At 35.0% G+C, this 18,746-nt stretch carries 18 protein-coding genes; 5 read left to right on the forward strand and 13 right to left on the reverse strand.

All coding sequences use genetic code 11. The features are described 5' to 3' along the window. Positions 1–405: 405 nt before the first annotated feature. Positions 406–1,044 (reverse strand): copper homeostasis protein CutC, encoded by a 639-nt coding sequence (locus Q0Y70_RS06620; RefSeq protein WP_297818612.1) that lies wholly within the window; start codon positions 1,042–1,044, stop codon positions 406–408. A 3-nt stretch (positions 1,045–1,047) separates the two neighbouring features. Then, on the reverse strand, positions 1,048–1,257 hold the full coding sequence (locus tag Q0Y70_RS06625) for a restriction endonuclease (protein ID WP_367270345.1): 210 nt from the start codon (positions 1,255–1,257) through the stop codon (positions 1,048–1,050). Positions 1,258–1,680: 423 nt separating this feature from the next. On the opposite strand from Q0Y70_RS06625, the gene Q0Y70_RS06630 reads away from it, so the two are divergent. Further along, the gene (locus Q0Y70_RS06630) at positions 1,681–2,229 is read left to right on the forward strand and encodes a hypothetical protein (RefSeq protein WP_297818616.1); all 549 of its coding nucleotides are present in this window, start codon (positions 1,681–1,683) and stop codon (positions 2,227–2,229) included. A 54-nt stretch (positions 2,230–2,283) separates the two neighbouring features. On the opposite strand, the gene Q0Y70_RS06635 is transcribed toward Q0Y70_RS06630, so the two are convergent. Then, positions 2,284–3,201, reverse strand: a complete 918-nt coding sequence (locus tag Q0Y70_RS06635) for a M48 family metallopeptidase (RefSeq protein WP_297818619.1) — start codon at positions 3,199–3,201, stop codon at positions 2,284–2,286. A gap of 118 nt (positions 3,202–3,319) precedes the next feature. On the opposite strand from Q0Y70_RS06635, the gene Q0Y70_RS06640 reads away from it, so the two are divergent. Next, positions 3,320–4,474 (forward strand): DUF3800 domain-containing protein, encoded by a 1,155-nt coding sequence (locus Q0Y70_RS06640; RefSeq protein ID WP_297818622.1) that lies wholly within the window; start codon positions 3,320–3,322, stop codon positions 4,472–4,474. 39 nt (positions 4,475–4,513) lie between these two features. On the opposite strand, the gene Q0Y70_RS06645 is transcribed toward Q0Y70_RS06640, so the two are convergent. The 3 genes from Q0Y70_RS06645 to Q0Y70_RS06655 are packed head-to-tail and all read right to left on the reverse strand — an operon-like array spanning position 4,514 to position 6,758. Beyond that, positions 4,514–5,656, reverse strand: a complete 1,143-nt coding sequence (locus tag Q0Y70_RS06645; protein WP_297818624.1) for a hypothetical protein — start codon at positions 5,654–5,656, stop codon at positions 4,514–4,516. A gap of 15 nt (positions 5,657–5,671) precedes the next feature. Then, the gene (locus tag Q0Y70_RS06650; RefSeq protein WP_297818626.1) at positions 5,672–6,025 is read right to left on the reverse strand and encodes a hypothetical protein; all 354 of its coding nucleotides are present in this window, start codon (positions 6,023–6,025) and stop codon (positions 5,672–5,674) included. A gap of 13 nt (positions 6,026–6,038) precedes the next feature. After that, complete coding sequence (locus Q0Y70_RS06655; RefSeq protein WP_297818628.1) at positions 6,039–6,758, reverse strand: GntR family transcriptional regulator; 720 nt, start codon at positions 6,756–6,758, stop codon at positions 6,039–6,041. 129 nt (positions 6,759–6,887) lie between these two features. Between Q0Y70_RS06655 and Q0Y70_RS06660 the strand changes: the two genes are divergently transcribed. Together Q0Y70_RS06660 and Q0Y70_RS06665 are read left to right on the forward strand one after the other, a co-directional pair. Continuing rightward, positions 6,888–8,246 carry a glycoside hydrolase family 1 protein gene (locus Q0Y70_RS06660; protein WP_297818630.1) on the forward strand — a complete coding sequence of 453 codons (1,359 nt, stop codon included), beginning with the start codon at positions 6,888–6,890 and terminating at the stop codon, positions 8,244–8,246. 15 nt (positions 8,247–8,261) lie between these two features. Beyond that, positions 8,262–9,596, forward strand: coding sequence for a PTS sugar transporter subunit IIC (locus Q0Y70_RS06665; RefSeq protein WP_297818632.1), 1,335 nt, complete (start codon positions 8,262–8,264; stop codon positions 9,594–9,596). An 86-nt stretch (positions 9,597–9,682) separates the two neighbouring features. Here the strand turns inward: Q0Y70_RS06665 and Q0Y70_RS06670 are convergent, their stop codons facing one another. From Q0Y70_RS06670 to Q0Y70_RS06690, 5 genes are all read right to left on the reverse strand, one after another. Then, the gene (locus tag Q0Y70_RS06670; RefSeq protein ID WP_297818634.1) at positions 9,683–11,626 is read right to left on the reverse strand and encodes a M13 family metallopeptidase; all 1,944 of its coding nucleotides are present in this window, start codon (positions 11,624–11,626) and stop codon (positions 9,683–9,685) included. 131 nt (positions 11,627–11,757) lie between these two features. Next, positions 11,758–12,609, reverse strand: a complete 852-nt coding sequence (locus tag Q0Y70_RS06675; protein WP_297818636.1) for a DNA/RNA non-specific endonuclease — start codon at positions 12,607–12,609, stop codon at positions 11,758–11,760. After that, the gene (locus Q0Y70_RS06680; protein ID WP_297818638.1) at positions 12,609–13,265 is read right to left on the reverse strand and encodes a DNA-entry nuclease; all 657 of its coding nucleotides are present in this window, start codon (positions 13,263–13,265) and stop codon (positions 12,609–12,611) included. The genes Q0Y70_RS06675 and Q0Y70_RS06680 overlap by 1 nt, the downstream gene beginning before the upstream one ends. A 102-nt stretch (positions 13,266–13,367) precedes the next feature. Further along, positions 13,368–13,994 carry an NUDIX hydrolase gene (locus tag Q0Y70_RS06685; RefSeq protein ID WP_297818640.1) on the reverse strand — a complete coding sequence of 209 codons (627 nt, stop codon included), beginning with the start codon at positions 13,992–13,994 and terminating at the stop codon, positions 13,368–13,370. 54 nt (positions 13,995–14,048) lie between these two features. Then, positions 14,049–14,699, reverse strand: a complete 651-nt coding sequence (locus Q0Y70_RS06690; RefSeq protein ID WP_297818642.1) for a DsbA family oxidoreductase — start codon at positions 14,697–14,699, stop codon at positions 14,049–14,051. Positions 14,700–14,827: 128 nt separating this feature from the next. Between Q0Y70_RS06690 and Q0Y70_RS06695 the strand changes: the two genes are divergently transcribed. Then, a complete protein-coding gene (locus Q0Y70_RS06695) occupies positions 14,828–15,931 on the forward strand; it encodes a glycosyltransferase (RefSeq protein WP_297818645.1) in 1,104 nt (367 codons plus the stop codon). An 18-nt stretch (positions 15,932–15,949) separates the two neighbouring features. Here the strand turns inward: Q0Y70_RS06695 and Q0Y70_RS06700 are convergent, their stop codons facing one another. Together Q0Y70_RS06700 and recQ are read right to left on the reverse strand one after the other, a co-directional pair. Continuing rightward, positions 15,950–16,516 (reverse strand): TetR/AcrR family transcriptional regulator, encoded by a 567-nt coding sequence (locus Q0Y70_RS06700; protein WP_297818648.1) that lies wholly within the window; start codon positions 16,514–16,516, stop codon positions 15,950–15,952. A gap of 100 nt (positions 16,517–16,616) precedes the next feature. Next, positions 16,617–18,392 carry a DNA helicase RecQ gene (gene recQ / locus Q0Y70_RS06705; protein ID WP_297818651.1) on the reverse strand — a complete coding sequence of 592 codons (1,776 nt, stop codon included), beginning with the start codon at positions 18,390–18,392 and terminating at the stop codon, positions 16,617–16,619. Positions 18,393–18,746: the final 354 nt, after the last annotated feature.

The following is an 18,746-nucleotide window of genomic DNA, read 5'->3' on the forward strand; positions in this document are numbered from 1 at the left end:
GGTACATTGTGATCCCCGGCTTCCAGCCAGATGATAGGATACGGACATGAAGTGTTGGAAATCGCCCTATTGAGTTCTGCTTCCAGGGTCCTGCAGGCCAGAATTACCGCATTCACGATGCCACCTTCTTTCAATTGGTAGCATACCAAATCTTACGTTAAAAGGCAAGAATCTGATTAAATTTCATTTCTTTCATCCCTTTCATGTTCAATATTAAATGAAGCGCTTCCATAATTTAATTAGGTATTTGTCCAGATTTTGGACAAAAGTATGATTAATAGACAAAACAAAAATAGACACTTCGAAAAGTGTCTATTTTTAACTATCAAAATTAACTCTATTGTTTAACACAAGCATAAAAAGCAGCATCGCTGTGGAGATGAATCAAAGAAAGATCCAAAATATCTAATAAATTATCTTACTTCCATGATATTGATCATTGTGCAGCTCATCGTCGATCTCATCCACATTGGCTGCATTAATTCCGCCACCGGGCAGAATTTCAATCTTGCCTTCAGCTAGCTGCATGATCTTTTTCAGGTTTAGAATTGTTTTCTGAATCGGCTCAGACAGTTGGCCGCCATGAGTTAAAATTCGCGTAACTCCATGTGTGCTCAACCAATCAATAGTATTGCTCCACTCGTTTTCAGCGATTTCGTCAAAAGCCATATGCATCACAACCGGCAAAGTTAAAGTCTTAGCTAGAATGATTAACTTGCTCATTGCGTCTTTATCCAAATGATTCTCGCTAGTCAGACATCCAAACACGACGCCGTCTGCGCCAAGCAAACTAGCGACTTGAATGTCATCTTGCATCATTTGAATTTCGTCATCGGAATAAACAAAATCGCCTGCGCGAGGGCGAATCATCACCATTACAGGCACATTGTGTTTGTGTGAATAAGCAATGGTCTTTTTCATCACGCCAAAAGACGGAGTTAGTCCCCCGGCAGCCAAGTCGTTATTTAATTCAAACCTGTCCGCACCAAGCTTAATGAGCTTAGGCACATCAGTGAAATTTTCTATACATACTTCTTTTATCATGATTTAGTCCTTATCATTGAAGAAATCATCTAACTTATAGCTCTTAATAATCACAAGAGTAACATACAACTCATACTTAGCCACTAAGTCAACTAATTTAGCTCTATCAATCAGTGTAATAACACGTATACCAGCACGTGATGCACGAATAGCATCTCGTATAAGGGTCGATGTAGTAATAAAGATCCAATATTCAGCGCGATACTTATCCATTGCTCCTCGGTTGCTTGAGCTAATACTTCTTCTGAATCATCTTTAGATCAAGTACGGTTTATTGAATGAAAAGTTAAAAGGCAAACTATTTCTCTTTTCAATTCTTGTGTAGTTGCATGTCCACCCAATTGTTTGAGTTCATAAATAAAAAGTATATTCACTTCGTTGAATTTTTCTATTATTAAGAGGTTTCAATTCACTAAAAACGTATGAGTACCTATTTATGAGTCCACGCATGCTGCCTGTCTTATAATTACATAGCAATCTTAACCACGTTAATGCTTGGCTTTGCTAAAAAACTTGAAAATTAGGTCATTTACTACTATTATCGTTGACTCCCCTTTTCAACTCAATACCTGTATCAGAATCATTGAAGAGATTTATGTGCATTTATACTATAATTAACTTATATTTGGAGGAATTATGAAAAAAGTTACAACTATATCTTTATTAATCGCACTGTCACTTAGTCTGACAGCTTGCAGCAACAATCAAAATACAAAGACTACTCATTCACGCCAAGCGAAATCCACCAAGATAATAAGGGACACGAAGAAAAAGACCAAATCTCACAAAAAGAAAGTTATCAAAAAGAAAACTACAGTTGATCAGAAAAAAGCTGCTCCGCAGAAGCAAAGTCAACCTAATAACTCTGCTCAAACGCAAAATACAAATAATCAATCTCAGCAATCAAGCAGTGCCCCCCATCGTCAATTGACTCAAGGAGAAATTAATATGCAACGTGGGTATGATCCAAATGGTGCACCTCTTCTCCCTGGCCAAGATCATGCTGCTGGCGCTAACCCCGATGGAACTCCTGATGCCTGGGTACAAGGACAAATTGACTGGGCCAAACGTAACGGCTTAATGAATCCAGATGGCTCACCTACTGAAAAAGAAAAACAAATTGAACACCAAGTAGCTAATGATTCATTTGATCCGGATCCAGCCAGCGATGATACAGATTATTAATCGAAACAAAAATACCACCTTGTCAATCACAAACGATCTACAAGGTGGTTTTTCTTATCCAATCTTATCGCTATCTTTCAAGCGCTCGATTCTCTTATCTAGTGGTGGATGGTCACAAAACAGGCGACTATACCAGTTCTTAGCTGATGGAAAATTAAAGTACAGATTATTTAACATCATATTGTTACTATCAGTATCATCAATCTGACCCGTTTCTTCTAACTTTTCAAGTTTAGCCAAAGCACTTATTAGACCGCTTGGTTCACGCGTCAAATCAACCGATCCCACATCAGCCAAATATTCACGCTGACGCGACATCAAAAGCATTAATAATTTTGCCAAAGGTATCCCAACAATACTGATTGCTGCACCAATCATGATCAGCAGTAAGCCGAAAAATTTGATTATCAAATCAAGCCAGCCTTTACCCTTTTGATCTACAATTGCCCAGCCTACAAGTAAAATCCCAACTCCTGTGTAAAAAATCAGGTTAACCATCGCACTGGCAATCACCGTCATTCGTGTGTCGTAATTTCTAATGTGAGCCAGTTCGTGGCCAATAACGCCTTGAACTTCTTTTTCATTCATAATTTCTAAAAGTCCCTGCGTTATTGCCAAACTGGCATGCTCAGGGTCTCTTCCTGTAGCAAATGCATTGGGGTCGCGATCAGGCGTGATATAAATCGCAGGCATCGGCAAGCCGCCGGCTAAGCACAATTCTTCTACTAATTCATAGATTCTTGGGTTAGACTCCTTAGTCACTTTTTGTGCACCAGTCACCTTCATCAAATGTCTGGTGGCATCAAAATAGACATAGACCAAGTAAATTATTCCTATTATGAAGAAAATAATTCCTGCATAATAAGTAAAACACATCCCCAAAAACACACTCAAAACCAGCAGTAGTACCGTGAATAATCCCATAATTATCCGAGAGTTGCGTTTGTTTTGCTCAATTTGTTTATATAGCATTTTTAACTCCTCCAGCTTTGATAAAGATATTATAAAATAATTTTTTTCACTTTGTTCGCTTTCTTTTAGAACATAAGTTTGCTATAATCTAATCATAATATTTACTTGGAGAAGAAAAATGCCATTTTTAAAACTATTCAAACGCCACAGCCATACAAAGCAATACCATATTTTTATCGATGAGACCATCTCTTATTCATACGAAAATAATCGTATGATGCAGGCAAAGAACTTTTATACTGCCTTTGTTGTCTTGCCCACTTTTTGTATAGATGAATTAAACGAACGCTATTTTCAAAAAATGTATCACTCCAAAAGCCAAAAAGAACTCAAGAGCTCGAATGTTTCCGATACCGTTAATAAAAAAGCTCTCGAAATTGTCAAACCCTACCTCGCTCAAGCTTATATCTATCAAAGACCTGCTTACATAAGCAATAAGTCTAACGCCAATGCACAATTAATTCAGCAAGCCTTAATTCTGCAATCTTATATCTACCCTCTCAAAGTCATCATCCAAGATTTGCGCAAACAAAATCCAGATGTTGATTTAAAGCTGCATATTAATATCGATGAAACAAACCTGAACAAACAACTAGATAACCAGTATTTTACTTTTAAAGTTTTAAACAAAATATTAGACGAGCTTGGTGAAAGAGATAAGGTCAGCTTTTCTTATAACATCTGCGATAGTAAAAAAGCTTTAGGTATTCAAATTGCTGACATGCTCGCAGGCGCTTATCGAAAACAAGAAAAATATGAAAATTCTGGAGATAACACTCAAATTATTCCTTTCCAAATCAATCGCATCAAGGAACAAGGCGAACCTATTAAAAACGATACCTTTTTAAATTTATATGGCATGATTAGCTTGGAAATGGCGCAGCCTCAAAAAGAAGATTTGCGAAACTTCAAGAAACTATTAACGCAGCCCGTAACCAATTATGAGATTCAAGCAATGAACCAATTTACTCAAGCAACTAGTAATTTAAATAAAATCAGCCAAATCAAAAAAGACGATTATCTCAATAAACAAGTCGTCAAGCAAATTTTGCAATTAAATACTTCCATCATTAGAATTATCAAGCCTTTACCTAAGGGGTACCACAAAAACTTGAGTCGTAAGTTTTCCGATAAGAATACAAACAAAACAATCGATAACATGCTTAAAAATTTGGATAAACTCAAAACGTTTGATCTTACCAAAATCCAAAGCCTGCGGCTAAATCATAGGCTCAAAAGGTTTAATACCATCCTTCAAAATCTGCTCAAATAAAAAGATTGCTCCCCTACGAAAACAATCTTTTATATAGAGTTATTCATACTCATCCAAAATAATTCTGATGACATCAGCGATGTCTTCAGGTAATAAATTTTTATCTAACATTTCACGATATTCGTCTGGATGCTGGTAAACCTTATCAATTAGAGCACTTATTTTAGCATCCGTATCTTCTGCGTCAAATTCAGCTAATTCATCATCGGCATCTTCGACCTCATCTTCTTGACGGAGCTGCAGACGCAACATCATCCTCTTTATCTTTTGAAAATCTGCTTGAGTAATCATCCCTGTATGCATCAAAAATTCATAAAAATCTTCAAACAATAATATGATCATGTCAAAGCCTTCTAAATCAAGGGACTTGGTAAACATCCACACATAATAATTTAAATCACCTAGGTTAGAATTGGCGAAACTTATCTGATCAAATAGTAGATACTCATTTAGATATTGCTTGAGTTGCTTCTTGATTTCTTTCTTATGAAAATTAAAAGGCAGGTTAGTATTGTCTAAATACTGAGTCAATAATTTCATGTTGTTTCTTTTAATCTCTTTTACAACAGATTTATTTTCGCTAACAGACTTACCAGCATATTCTTTCCAAGTATCTAAGCTTTCAAAATCAGCTTCTATGTTCCAATACTTAACACCTTTTTTTGGTCGATGAGTTTTAACTGGGAAGAATCGATTTGCTCTGAGTGCAATATGGGTCACAAAAAACGGTTCGCTATCCATCTGCTCCATGAGCATTAAAGAGAATAACAAGTTTTTATCGTCTTTATTTTGAATAGGCATTGATTCAAATTCAACTTCTAAATCAGAAGCGGCATCTTTCAAAACAGCTAAATTTGTATCAGCAATTTCATTTACTGACTTATCATTTCTTACAAAAGAAAACTTTTGCTTTTTAAGTGAATCTAAAATTGCTGTTTGTTGATAAACAGTTATATAACCTAATTCAGATAAAATACTTTCCAAAACTGCATAAAACACATTTTCATCTAACTTATCAGTTACAACAGTAAGAAATGAACTATTTTCGACAAAAAGATAATAATTCTTCTTACCTATTTGAAATTTATTTACTTGCCAATCACTAAATGGCTGCTTATTTCTTACTATAGCTGTCGCTTGAACTTGATTTGCTAAATCTTTTCCATAAACAAAACTCGGCATATTGCTCTCTTCTTTCTATAATTCTTTATCCCTTACCTTAAATTTATTAGTCAGCTGCATTCCACTACGAGGATTGCTATTTAAGATAGTTTCAATTTTGGTTATTTCAGATAGCGGGATTTTCACGTAATCTTGCTTGAGGCGATCGCTACCAGTAAGCTGATGTGTATTTTCATCAAGGTTGACAAAAGTCCACAATACTAAGGTATTATTGACAAAATTACTAGAAGCAAACCCCACTTTTTGGCTATTATCTTTCAAAGTGACACGCGTCTTTTGTCCAACAAATTGCTTAACATGATCAGGACTAAACGGTAATTTATAATTCAGTTCCCCATTTTCTTTGTAGTTGATCCATTCAATTGCCATAGTATTTAACTCCTTAGTTTTTTACTTGAAACAAAATATACTCTGCTCGATCATATCGATCACGTGTTTCTGAAATTTCAAACGGACGACCATCTTTTAAAAAAGCTATTTGATGAACTGATAATACTGCATCATCAGGCTTACAATCTAAATAGTCTTGATCATACGCATCTGCTTTATCAGCACTGATAACTCTATTCGCTTTTCCTATTTCTAAGCCTAATTCATTTTGAATATATGAATAAATTGACTTATGAAGTACATCTTTCGTTATTCCTGGAATGATTTCAATGGGCATTATTGTATACTCTAATTTCCGAGGATGATTTTCAACCAAGCGTTGTCGAATAATATCATATACCTTCGATTCCGGTTTTAAATGTAATTTTTTTATTTCTTCTTCGTCTGCAGTTCTTATTGAAAATGAAACAATATGACTATGTATTGTTCCCTCACCCTTTCCCTGCATTGAATGGTAAAAACCATCGTGCAAGTTGGCAGGTATTTCTTGAATCTTGGGTTGGAAAACCTTTCTTTCTTTGACAAAAGTACCAGAACCTACAACAGTTTCCACTGTGTTTTTGGCTGCCAGCCATTTAAGAGCCTTTGAAATTACAACCCTACTTGTATTGTATTCATTGGCTAGTTTCTGTTCCGTTGGCAACCTATTAACATACTCTTTTCTAATAATCTTACGCTCAATATCATTTGCAATTTGAATATACTTCGTCATGTTGACTAACCCAACCTGTAAACTTATTTCTTTACATATAGGATACCACCTATTTCATTAAAAATTATCATTTTCTATAATTATATATGTAAATAGAAAGCGGTTTCAATTTTGGAGGGGGTTTTTCAAATGGAACACTTTTACTGGGGAAATTCAGTTTCAAGTATGCAAACTGAAGGTGGTTATAACGAAGGAGGCAAAAGCAAATCAGTTTACGATATTCGTCCAGCTACAGATAAAGTAAGTGATTGGCATTTTGCCAACGACAATTATCATCATTTTGATGAAGACTTAGACTTAATGCAAGATCTAGGCATGACAATGTACAGGTTCTCTGTTTCATGGTCTCGAGTAATCAAAGATGGCGATGGTGAAATTAATAAAGAAGGACTGGCATTTTATGACAAATTAGTTGAGGGATGCTTAAAGAGAAACATTCAGCCAATGATTTGTCTCTATCACTTCGACATGCCACTTCATCTAGCAGAAAAATATGATGGCTTTTTGAGCAAAGATACTGCCGAAGCCTTCATTCGATATGGCAAAGTAATAGTTGATCATTTTAAAGACCGAGTAAAATATTGGATTACTTTTAACGAGCAAAATTTATATTCTCAACCTGACACATTCCGAATTGCTGGAGTTATGAGTGATCGTCATTCAGTAAAAGATTTATATCAAATCGCACATAACATTATGTACTGTCATGCAGCAATTGCAAACTACATCCATAACACTACAGATTGTAAAATTGGCGGCATGTTGGCATACAGCGAAGTTTATCCAGCAACTTGCAAACCTAGCGATATCTTACTTACACATAAGTATGAAGAATTCATTGATAACAATTTATTAGATGTTTTTGCTTATGGCCAATATTCTGCTGAAGTCTTGCACTATCGCAAATATAATCATATCAATGTTGAAATTGCTGATGAAGAAATGCAGCAAATCAATGCTTGTCGTAGTGACTTTCTTGCCTTTTCTTACTATCAAAGCTCTTGCCTAGATTCAACAAAAATTCCAGTTGGTTGTATACCTAACTACTACATGAATTATGGCCATTTGCACAATCCATATCTAAGAGAAAATGAATGGCATTGGGCAATTGATCCTGAAGGATTTAGGGATGCGTTAACTAAGATCTATCTCAGATATCATATTCCAGTCTTTCCTATCGAAAACGGAATTGGTCTTCGTGAAAATTGGGATGGTAAGCATATTATTCAAGATAACGAAAGAATTAAATATATGCGCGCTCATATTCAAGCAATGGAAGAAGCCATAGACGAAGATGGAATTGACGTACTCGGCTATCTCGGATGGGGCTTAATTGATATTTTGAGTTCTTCCGGTGATATGAATAAACGTTATGGCGTAGTTTACGTTAACCGCACAAATCATGATTTAAGGGATATGAAACGCATTCCAAAAAAGAGTTACGAATGGCTGAAGCAAGTCATTCATTCAAACGGTCAAGAGTTATGAGAGGAGTTGTGAAATATGGACAATCAAGAAAATGTTCCTAAAAGCGGATTTAGAAAATTCACAGATAAATTTACAGAAATCTCGGTAAAAATTGGTAATGAAGTTCACTTACGTTCATTACGTGATGCCTTCTCAACCATCATGCCAGTCTTCATCCTAGCAGGATTTGCAGTTTTGATTAATAATTTGATCTTTCCATTTTTCTTTAAAGGTGCGACCTTGGCAAAATGGCAAGTATTTGGTACAGCTGTAACAAATGGTACCTTGAATATTGCCAGTGTGTTAATCGTGGCAATGGTTGCCTACTTTTTAGCTAAGAACAAAGGATTTGATAATCCAATTGGTACTATTCCAATCGCACTAGCTTCATTATTTGCATTACTTGCAATTAACGTGAAGGCAACTCCAATTGATTCAAAAACTGCTGTTGAAATCACCAATGCAGTTTTATACGACAGCATTGGTACTAAGAGTATGTTTGGTGGTATTATTGTTGGGCTACTTTCAACTGAACTTTTCATGAGACTGAGTAAAGTTAAAGCTTTTAAGATTAACCTTGGGCCTATGGTTCCACCAGCTGTCGGTAAAAGTTTTACTGTTTTAATTCCAAGTATTCTTGTTGTTACAGTTTTCGGTATTGTCGCAGCTATTTTAAGTTCTGTATTCAACACCGATTTAATTACTCTCATTTCTGAGATTATCCAAGAACCACTTAGACGAGTTAACACTTCACTAGCTGGTTTCTTACTTATTTATTCAACTGGTAACTTCCTATTTACTTTAGGTATTCACCAAACTGTTATTAATGGTACTTTACTTGACCCATTAAACTTGATCAATATGAATGAGAACATGGCAGCCGTTTCTCATGGTAAAATTCCTACCCATATCATTAACTCTGACTTCGTTACTGTTTATACTCAAATGGGAGGAAGTGGATTAACTATCTCATTGATCTTAGCCGTATTAATTGCTTCTCATTATTCTCCATTTAGAAAAGTGGTCAACCTATCATTAGTACCTGGAATTTTTGAAATTAATGAACCTATCATCTTCGGTTTTCCAATCGTCTTCAACATTCCACTGATGATTCCATTTGTATTCAGCCCAGTTATTGGTGGTTTAATTGGCTACTATGCAACAGCAATTGGCTTTGTAAGACCATTGAGCGTCTACTTACCTTGGACCACTCCTCCAGTGATCTCTGGCTTTTTAGCTAGTGGTGGTGACTGGAAAGTAGTATTACTTCAAATTATTATCATTGCTATTACAACTCTCTTCTACATTCCATTTATTAAGATAGCTGAAAGAGTTGCAAAGAAAGCAGCTAATATTAGTGCTCAAGCTTAATATTTTATAAAACAGTGAAGTTTCCAAAAAAATTCACTGTTTTGATATACATAAAAACGCCAGGACATCATATCCTGGCGTCATTTCTACCAAATTGTAATTCTATCTTTTGGATCAAGCCACATTCCGTCTGTTTCTTTAACATCAAAAGCCTCATAAAAGGCATCCTGACATTGTGAAGGGATATTAACTCGAGTTGGCTGCGGAGCATGAACATCTGACTGAACTTCAGCAGTAATTGCTTCTGGACGCTGCTTTTGCATCCAGCTCTTAGCATAAGTCTTAAACAGGTCTTGCATATCGCCACCATCTAATTTATTTGCGGCAATTGCACAACTTAACCCTGAAAGGTCAGCAATATTTTCAGAAACAACTTGCTTACCATTGAGCTTAGCAGGTCCATACTGCAAGCCGTCAAAAATAGCAGCCACAGCATTAGTACGCTTATTAAATTCAGCATAGTCTGCTTTTGTCCACCAATTTTTCAAATTACCCTTTTCATCAAATTGAGCACCATTGTTATCAAAGGCATGAGAAACTTCATGTCCAATAGTAGCACCTATACCGCCGTAGTTAGCACCGCGAGATTGCTTTGCATCATAAAATGGTGCTTGTAAAATACCAGCAGGGAAAGTTAAGTCATTGTTTTGTGGATCATAACAAGCATTGTTCAAATTACCTGGCATTGCCCAAATACTAGAATCAACTGGCTTACCAAGTTTTTCAAAGTTGTATTTAACTTTTTCTTGAGCAATTTTTGCTTCATTTTCATACAAACTCTTAGAACTATCAACTTGTAAACGATCAAAAATAGCTTGTTGCTGATCAGGATATCCTACTTTTAACTTCAAAGCTTTGAGTTTCACAATAGCTTGCTTTTTCGTATCCTCAGAAAGCCAAGTATTGTTTTGAATTCTTTCTTCGTAAACCTTGAGCATGTTTTTAATCATGCTAATGACATCAGCTTTCGCATCAGCACCAAAATAAGTTTGACCATAATAAATTCCGTCAACTTCATCAAAAGCGGTATTAGCTAAACGATAGGCATGCTTTTCTTGTGATGGCATTTCAGCAACACCATACACAGCTTGTCTAAATGGAAATGCTGCTCTTCTAAAATCTTGAGATAAGTAAATGGCTGCAGAATTAATAAACTTGACTAACATCCAGCCTTTGATTTCGTCAAAGTTATCTGAATTCAAAACTTCGTTAATCTTGTCAAAGTAGCGAGTTTCTGCCATTACAACATTTTCAGGCAATTTTTCAAATAATTGATCTAAGAATCCTTCGATATCGAACTGATCAAATTTAGCTTCAAAATTCTTCAAGCTGGTTGGATTGTACATACCGGCAAAATCAGCCCATTCTTCTGCTGATTTAACGACTTTTGCCAATTTCTTATCAAATGCCACGGCATCATCTGTCCATTTCTGTGCTTGACCATGATCCACCCCAGCCATTTCAAATAAGTTAACGGATTGCGCAGACAATGTCTTCAACAATTTTTCTGCATCTGGAGTTTGATAAGCAGTTGTATCAGGCAAAAATGTACCGGGTCCATTGAGATAGAGTGAATAATGTGATGTATCTTTCATATCTTCTGAGACAAATACATCAATTGGAAAATCAAACCCTTCCTTAACTAAAGATGCAGCTTGCTTGTTTAGATCAGCAAAGTTATTTAACGATGCTAATTTTTTCAAATCTTTTTGAATTGGCTTAGCTCCATCGTTATTACGTTTATCAAAATCGATGGCTAATTTATAAAGATTAATAGCTTTTTGTAAATTCTTTACGTCAGGTACTTGCTTTTTACCACTTGCAAAATCAGCAAAGTCCTTCATCATACGGTCTTCAATTTTCATATCTAAGATTAAATTTATCCCAGTTGAAGTCCGATCTGCTGGAATTTCTGCTTTAGAAAGCCATTCTGAGTTAACCGCTAAATATAAGTTATCTTGAATACGAGTGTTTACATCAGGCTTGGTCAAATCGCCTGCACCACCACGAACGTTAAAATAATGTCTCATCTGTATCCCTCCATTTGATTATTAATTAAGTTTATAAATCTTTATTAAGAAAGTCAATTTAACTTAAATTCAAATTTCACTTTATTTTCAAAATAAAAAAGTTTTGCAAGCTTTTAAACTTACAAAACTTTTTAAGCTGCTTTACTTGTTCCGTCGGCGTAATTCAAATTCATTCCATTTTCCACATTGAAAATATAAACATTAAAATGTATCTCATTAGAAGAAATTGATTGTCCTTCCATCTGCACACCACGAGCTAATAATTCGTTACCTCTAAAGATCGGTGTAACTCGATATCTAACATAATTACTTGGCGACTGTTTCAAATATTGAGCAACTTGATCCTCATATCTCAACATATTCGGATCATTCAATTGACGTGTTCCAGTAATCAAATTTTTCCAGTTATTATTTTGACCTGTAAGTTGATAGCCAATTAAGTGACTACGGTTATATAGCCAGCCGCCAGCAATACGTTTATTATGCCAACCAGTTGGATTTACCTTTAAAGCTTCACGCTTAGTTCTTGGCATCATGGACTTATTAAGTAGTGCATTTGCACTTTGAGCTCGATTTAAATTATCTAAATCAGAATACTTTTCCCAAGCCCCGTTTTTTGTTGACAGGTCTGCTTTTGTAAAAGACGGATTATTGTTGTTAACACTGATAATATCTTGACCTGAATAATTCAGAGCAGCTAATTTTTGAGCACTTACTGATTCAACACTCGTAGCTTTAGAATATTTCTCTAACTGCTGACGAAGTTTTTTGATCTTTTTATCTAAAGAGCGGATCTTCTTTTCAGTAGCGACATTCTCTTTATCTATTTTTTCTGCTTTTAGTTCATCACTACGATCATATTTGTATTTTGTAACAACTTTTGTCTTGGCACTAGCAAAATCTTGATTAACGCTCACACCAGCCCCGATGCTCACACCCAACATCAAGCTAGTTGCTAAAATAGCTAAAACTTGCTTCTTCATTATCTCTTGGCCTTTCTGTAACCTGCATTGATTGCTTCTTGTTCACTGTTAAAGTACACAGCATTCGCTGAATTCATTCGATAGCCAGCTTGCCCTGGTACATGATAAATATGAGAACGCGAATTACCAACAATTGTTCCAGTCGAAGCCGTATTTAAATCACCATTATTTTTCGGTGCCTGATGACTTTGGGCTTGAGCTCTTTTTTCAGCTTCTTTTTGTTTAGCAGCTTGCTTTTGAGCTGCTTTTTCTTGTTCTTGCTTTTGAGCTGCTTGCTGTCTTTGTTTTTCTTGCTTATCTTCTTGTTCCTGCTTTTTATCCTCGAGCTCATCTTTGAGCTTATTATATTCTTTTTGCTTTTCAGACTTTTGAGCAGCTAAAATCTTCTGCTTAGCCTTACTTTTCTTAAGCTTTTCACTACCAACTTTTTTAGTTACTACATGAGTCGTCACACTATCTTCTTTTTTACTCGTCGTATCGGTCGGAGTATTGATCGCTAAAGTAAATAATAGGACAAATAAAACTGTAATGGTTGATAATGCTGAATACAATGTGCTATTAGCTTTGCGGAAAACATATTTTTTAAATAGATAATATGGAATCAAATACCACCAAAATAAGATCCACATTACAACTTTGACAACTATATTTTTCATTACTTCCTCTCCATTTTCTTTCAATCTCTAAAAACAAGTTTACACTAACAAGTATATTTTTAAACAAAAAAATAGACATTGAGTTTTTCTCAACATCTATTGCTAATCATAAATTGTTTTCCAATGCTCTGGGTCTTGATTTGCTTTAAAGCACATTTCAATTTGCTCATAGCTATTACGACCTATCGATAACTTGGGTAGATTATCTAAGCCAAAATAGCGACAATCATCAGTTTCGTCATTTACTTGGAAATTACCACCTAATTCTTTACACAAAAAGAATGCTTTGATAATTTTCGTAGCAATTTTAGGTTGATTGTGCTTATTTCTATCTTGCAGGGCAATTAACAAAACCGGCTTAACGCGTCGGCCTGATTCTTCATACGCTTCTTTAATACAATTTTCTACAGGTGAAAGATTATACTCATTCCAGCCTCCTGGAAGCGACCAATCTTGGCTCATATGTTCTTTCACCATTAAAATCTTATTATCCTTAAAAATAGCAGCTCGTGTATCCAACTTAGGCGTTTGATAACCTTCATCTCCTAAAAATAAGGTTTTAATAGTTTGCTTCGGTAACCCCGTATCTGCCTGCATCATCTCACCGGCAATTTCGCGCAAACGCTGATATCGCTCTTTATCAAAGATATCATGGCCATAATGAAGTCCTGCTTGAGCAATACTTTGTATTTCTAATGCCCACTTTGTAAATTGATCTTCTTTTTCCATAAATTCTTCCTTAGTTTACACTTTTTATCTTAAGTATAAACTATTTAAGAACAATTATTTAGCTGATGCATAAAAAGCAGCATTAATTGCTTGTTTGAGAACATCCTCATCTTGAATGCCACTATAAGCGCGATTATCAATGAGCATATATGGAACCGAATCGATATCACGATCTTCTAAGATATCTTCTTGTTCAATGACTAGATCACGATATTCATCACTATCTAGCATCTTATGAGCCTTATCTTTATTAATTCCCACTTGGTAAGCACGATCAATTAATACTTCATGATCAGCTAATTCTTTATTTTCACTAAAATAAGTCTTAAATAACAAATTAGCTAATTGGACTGCCCTGTCTTCATCTTTTAATTCGTGTAAAACCCATTGCACTAAACGATGAGCATCCATCGTATCAGTATTTTTGGTATCTTGATACCTTATATCTAAACCAGCTCTTTGCCCTAATTCTTTTATCCCTTCAAATCTTTGTAATACTTCTTTTTTAGTTAAGCCATCTTTAGCAGCTAATAATTCTCCAGTTGTTTTACTTGCCTTTTTTGGAGCTGAAGGATCGATTTGAGCTGCATGTATATTAAGATATATTTTTTTATCTAAAGACAAACTCTTTATAACTTTCTGTAGACGTGTAAAGTCAACGTAGCAATATGGACATGCATAGTCCAACCAAATTATAATTTCCATCACAAATACTTCTTTCTCTTATTATCACATGGGACTTTCACTTAATATTTTAAGTAATCAAACTAAAGCAATCAATTATTTAGTTTTGCTCTATACCTTTGGTAAAATTATAGTGAAGGAGGCAAAAGATGAAAATTTTAATTGTAATTGACGATTATTATAACAATAGTAATGGCATGTCAATTTCGACACAGAGATTTGTCAAAGAATTTAAAAAATTAGGTTGTCAAGTACGCGTCTTGGCAATTGGTGATGTCGATTACAGTCTTCAAGAAATGAAAATTCCATTTTTTGCCAATCTAATTGCTAAACAAGGTTTCCACTTTGCATTTCCAGATAAGAAAATAACTTTGAAAGCTGTTAAATGGGCTGATTATGTTCACTTGGACACCCCTTTTCCAATTGGCTGGCAAGCTCAGCATTACGCCAAAAAATTGGGTAAAACTATCACTGGCACTTGTCATATATACCCTCAAAATATGACCGCCTCAGTCCCAGTTCTAAATAAAAAGTGGATCAACAAATTAATAATGCAGTTTTTCAAGAAGGTTTCTTATCGAAACTGTGCAATCATTCAATGTCCAACAGCTAAAGTTAAATCTGTTTTAGAAAAGTATCACTTTCCTCAACAATTAAGAGTTATATCCAATGGAATTTCGCAGAAATTTATTGAGAATAAGCATGAATATTTACCTGATCATAAGTTTACGATTCTTTGTATTGGCAGATTTTCTCATGAAAAGGATCAAGTTACTTTGTTTAGAGCAATGGAAATTTGCAAATATGCAAAAAATATCAATCTAATTTTCGCTGGACAAGGTCCTTTAAAGCAAAAATATGAAGAGCTAGCAAAAAATCTCCCAAACAAACCAATTATGCGTTATTATCCACCCAATGAATTGCTTAAATTAGAAGCTACTAGCGAAGTAGTTGTTCACTGCGCAAATGTTGAAATTGAAGGAATGTCTTGCATGGAAGCTTTTGCTTCAGGATGTGTCCCAATTATTGCAGATAGTCGGCTTTCTTCTACAAGTGCATATAGCTTGAGTCCTCAAAATAAATTTGAGGCGGGCAATTATCAACAATTAGCACAACGCATCGAATACTGGTACGAGCATCCCACTCAATTAAAGAAAATGAGTGAAAAATACCAACAATATGCCAAATCACTCAATGTTAGCCAATGTGCAAAAAAAGTTTTAAAAATGATGAGACAAGCAAAAAAGCACTGAAATTTGATTCGGTGCTTTTTAATTATCATATAATTCAACTTGATTAGCTGCATTAATCTCAATTTGAGTGTGTAAGTTTAAGAAAACTTTTTCAAAATCTATAAAAATATCATCTTTCAAAAAGTTAGGATGAAGTAAAGAGATAAAATTATAGATAAAGTAAATATTTCCATGAATCTCGCTTTCCAGACGAGGAGTGATCTCTTTACCATGAGATTTTAAAAACTCACAAGTAATTCGGTATAGCTTATTTTCAACGTTTATTTTATTTTCTTTGATACTAAACTCTTCTTTAAGGCCAGTATTTCTTGTAACCAGTTTTAAGAGTGCTAGATCAATATCTAGAATTAAACTCTTAGTTTTTTCTTGACTCGCCAAATCCAATAAGTTAGTTAAAGATTGTTCCAAACAAAAGTCAAACATGTCTTCGCGTGTTTTGAAAGCGTGATAAACCGGGACTGGACTGCAATTGCACTTTATCGCCACTCCACGGATAGTGACTTTTTTACGGCCATCTTTTTTATAAATTCGATAGATCGTTTCCTTAATCTTGTCTTTTAAACCTTCAGTTGGTTTTCTCACCATTATCTCCTTTCTATAATATGCATTATTTTATATATTTTGATAAAGGAAATTATATCATCATATAGCTGCCAGTCCTAGTAGAAAGGTGTTATTTAAGAAACTAATTTTTAGAATTATTTTGTGCCACAATTTGTAAGATATATTTCCCGTACCTTCTCATCTTTTCTCGTCCAATTCCGCTGATTTCTAACAATTCGTCCTTCGTCTTGGGCTTATTAGAAGCAATTTCTCTTAAAGTTTTATCATTTAAAATCATAAATGCCGGAACCCCTTGACTATTTGCCAACTCCAGACGCTTAAGACGTAACTGTTCAAAAAGATCGCTATTTTTAACATATTTATTTGTCAAATGTGGTTTCTTAATCTTTTTCTTGAATACTTTAACTTTGTCATCTAAAACATCCCAACCCCTGTTTGTCACATGAATAACTGGATATTGGTCCCCGACACTTTCTAGAAAATTCGTTGCTAGTAAATAATCAATAATACTAGAGATTGTTTTTTGAGATTTCTTTAGACTACCGAAATGATCGAGCTCATTAGCACCAATATCTTGCATTCTTTGATTACGAGAACCACTAACAGCTTGTGCCACGACACTTTTACCAAAACGACCATCTAATTCATAAACTATTGAGATTATCTTCTTAACGTCGCTAGTGATATCTTCTTTCTCATCTTCATTCAAGCAATTAGAACATTTTCCGCAAGCAGGGCAGTCTTGTCCAAAATATCTGACAATAAACTGCTGCAAACATTGATCGGTGTTAGCATAATCGTTAATAGCCTGTAATTTCTTGTATTGTAAATTTCGATAGGTTTCATCTGCATCGGATTCATCGATAAACCAGCGATATTGACGCATATCTGCTGGATGAAAGATTAATATTGCCTCACATTCATCTCCGTCTCGACCTGCTCGTCCCGCTTCTTGATAATATGATTCAATATTTTTTGCAGAATTTGCATGAATAACAAAACGTACATTGCTTTTATCGATCCCCATTCCAAACGCATTAGTTGCCACAATAACTTGCAGACGATCAAATAAGAAATCATCTTGAATTTTTTCTCTTTGAGAATTACTCATTCCAGCATGGTAAGGACCTGACTTAATGCCATATCGAAGTAAATAATCATTTATTTCTTCAACTTTTTTACGAGTATTAGTATAGATAATCCCTGCTTGAGTTGGATGGGCCTTAATATACTGTAAGATATAAGGATTGGTATTCTTAATAGAATTCAAAACTTTAAATTTAAGATTTGGACGAGCAAAAGAGGTGATTACGAAATTCTTTTTTGGAATATTTAATTGATCAGCAATATCTTTTTGAACTGCTGGAGTTGCTGTAGCAGTTAGTGCCAAAATATTAGGCTTACTTTTTAAAACCTTAATTCCATCAAGCAGTTGACGATAAGCCGGCCTAAAATCATGCCCCCACTGAGAAATACAGTGAGCTTCATCAATGGCTACCAGACTGATATTTAGAAAATTTAACTGATAGCGAAAATAATCCATAGCAAGCCGTTCGGGCGTTAAATATAAGAGTTTAATTTTACCTTCATAAGCTTGACGCAAAATAGGATTAACCTCTTCTTGAGGGGTAGTTGAATTCAAAGCGGCCCCAGCAATTCCGTTTTGTCGTAACGAATCGATTTGATCTTTCATTAGCGAAATAAGTGGTGAAATCACCAATGTAACTCCTGGATTCATTAAGGCTGGGATTTGATAACATAACGATTTGCCGCCACCTGTTGGCATTACAGCTAAAACATTCTCATGACTTAAAGTTAGTGATATAACTTTCTCTTGTCCTGGTCTGAAGTCTTGATATCCAAAGGTTTCTCTTAATATTTTTTGAGCCTGCTTCATATTTCTACTCCTTAAAAAAGTAACGAAATATATTCTAACATCAAAATAAGCTGAGTTACCCTCAGCTTATCAAATGAATGTATTTTTTAATAAGAATGCTCTTAGTGCTTCAAGTTTTCTGATCTTTTGATTAATCTGATGAATACTTTCATTAAAACAATTTATCGTTTTTACAAATTCTTCTTGCTTTTTCAAATCTGGAATAGGTACTTTGAGCTGCAATAAATCAGCTGGATGCAATCTTTTTTGACTATTAGATGATCCTGTAGATAAAGCAATGACTTGGCTCTGTCTCTTATACACATCTGACGCTGCCGACGAAGGCTTAGGTGGAGTTCTCGGGGGGGGGCGGTG

This window comes from uncultured Lactobacillus sp., assembly GCF_947367085.1.
GTDB lineage: Bacteria > Bacillota > Bacilli > Lactobacillales > Lactobacillaceae > Lactobacillus.

Bases quoted from the DNA above. Each gene is read 5' to 3' on its own strand.
- Q0Y70_RS06695 (WP_297818645.1), top strand. From the start codon at position 14,828: ATGAAAATTTTAATTGTAATTGACGATTATTATAACAATAGTAATGGC.
- Q0Y70_RS06660 (WP_297818630.1), top strand. From the start codon at position 6,888: ATGGAACACTTTTACTGGGGAAATTCAGTTTCAAGTATGCAAACTGAA.
- Q0Y70_RS06620 (WP_297818612.1), bottom strand. From the start codon at position 1,044: ATGATAAAAGAAGTATGTATAGAAAATTTCACTGATGTGCCTAAGCTC.
- Q0Y70_RS06675 (WP_297818636.1), bottom strand. From the start codon at position 12,609: ATGAAGAAGCAAGTTTTAGCTATTTTAGCAACTAGCTTGATGTTGGGT.
- Q0Y70_RS06625 (WP_367270345.1), bottom strand. From the start codon at position 1,257: ATGGATAAGTATCGCGCTGAATATTGGATCTTTATTACTACATCGACC.
- Q0Y70_RS06685 (WP_297818640.1), bottom strand. From the start codon at position 13,994: ATGGAAAAAGAAGATCAATTTACAAAGTGGGCATTAGAAATACAAAGT.
- Q0Y70_RS06635 (WP_297818619.1), bottom strand. From the start codon at position 3,201: ATGCTATATAAACAAATTGAGCAAAACAAACGCAACTCTCGGATAATT.
- Q0Y70_RS06655 (WP_297818628.1), bottom strand. From the start codon at position 6,758: ATGACGAAGTATATTCAAATTGCAAATGATATTGAGCGTAAGATTATT.
- Q0Y70_RS06665 (WP_297818632.1), top strand. From the start codon at position 8,262: ATGGACAATCAAGAAAATGTTCCTAAAAGCGGATTTAGAAAATTCACA.
- Q0Y70_RS06690 (WP_297818642.1), bottom strand. From the start codon at position 14,699: ATGGAAATTATAATTTGGTTGGACTATGCATGTCCATATTGCTACGTT.
- Q0Y70_RS06645 (WP_297818624.1), bottom strand. From the start codon at position 5,656: ATGCCGAGTTTTGTTTATGGAAAAGATTTAGCAAATCAAGTTCAAGCG.
- Q0Y70_RS06650 (WP_297818626.1), bottom strand. From the start codon at position 6,025: ATGGCAATTGAATGGATCAACTACAAAGAAAATGGGGAACTGAATTAT.
- Q0Y70_RS06700 (WP_297818648.1), bottom strand. From the start codon at position 16,516: ATGGTGAGAAAACCAACTGAAGGTTTAAAAGACAAGATTAAGGAAACG.
- Q0Y70_RS06670 (WP_297818634.1), bottom strand. From the start codon at position 11,626: ATGAGACATTATTTTAACGTTCGTGGTGGTGCAGGCGATTTGACCAAG.
- Q0Y70_RS06630 (WP_297818616.1), top strand. From the start codon at position 1,681: ATGAAAAAAGTTACAACTATATCTTTATTAATCGCACTGTCACTTAGT.
- Q0Y70_RS06640 (WP_297818622.1), top strand. From the start codon at position 3,320: ATGCCATTTTTAAAACTATTCAAACGCCACAGCCATACAAAGCAATAC.
- recQ (WP_297818651.1), bottom strand. From the start codon at position 18,392: ATGAAGCAGGCTCAAAAAATATTAAGAGAAACCTTTGGATATCAAGAC.
- Q0Y70_RS06680 (WP_297818638.1), bottom strand. From the start codon at position 13,265: ATGAAAAATATAGTTGTCAAAGTTGTAATGTGGATCTTATTTTGGTGG.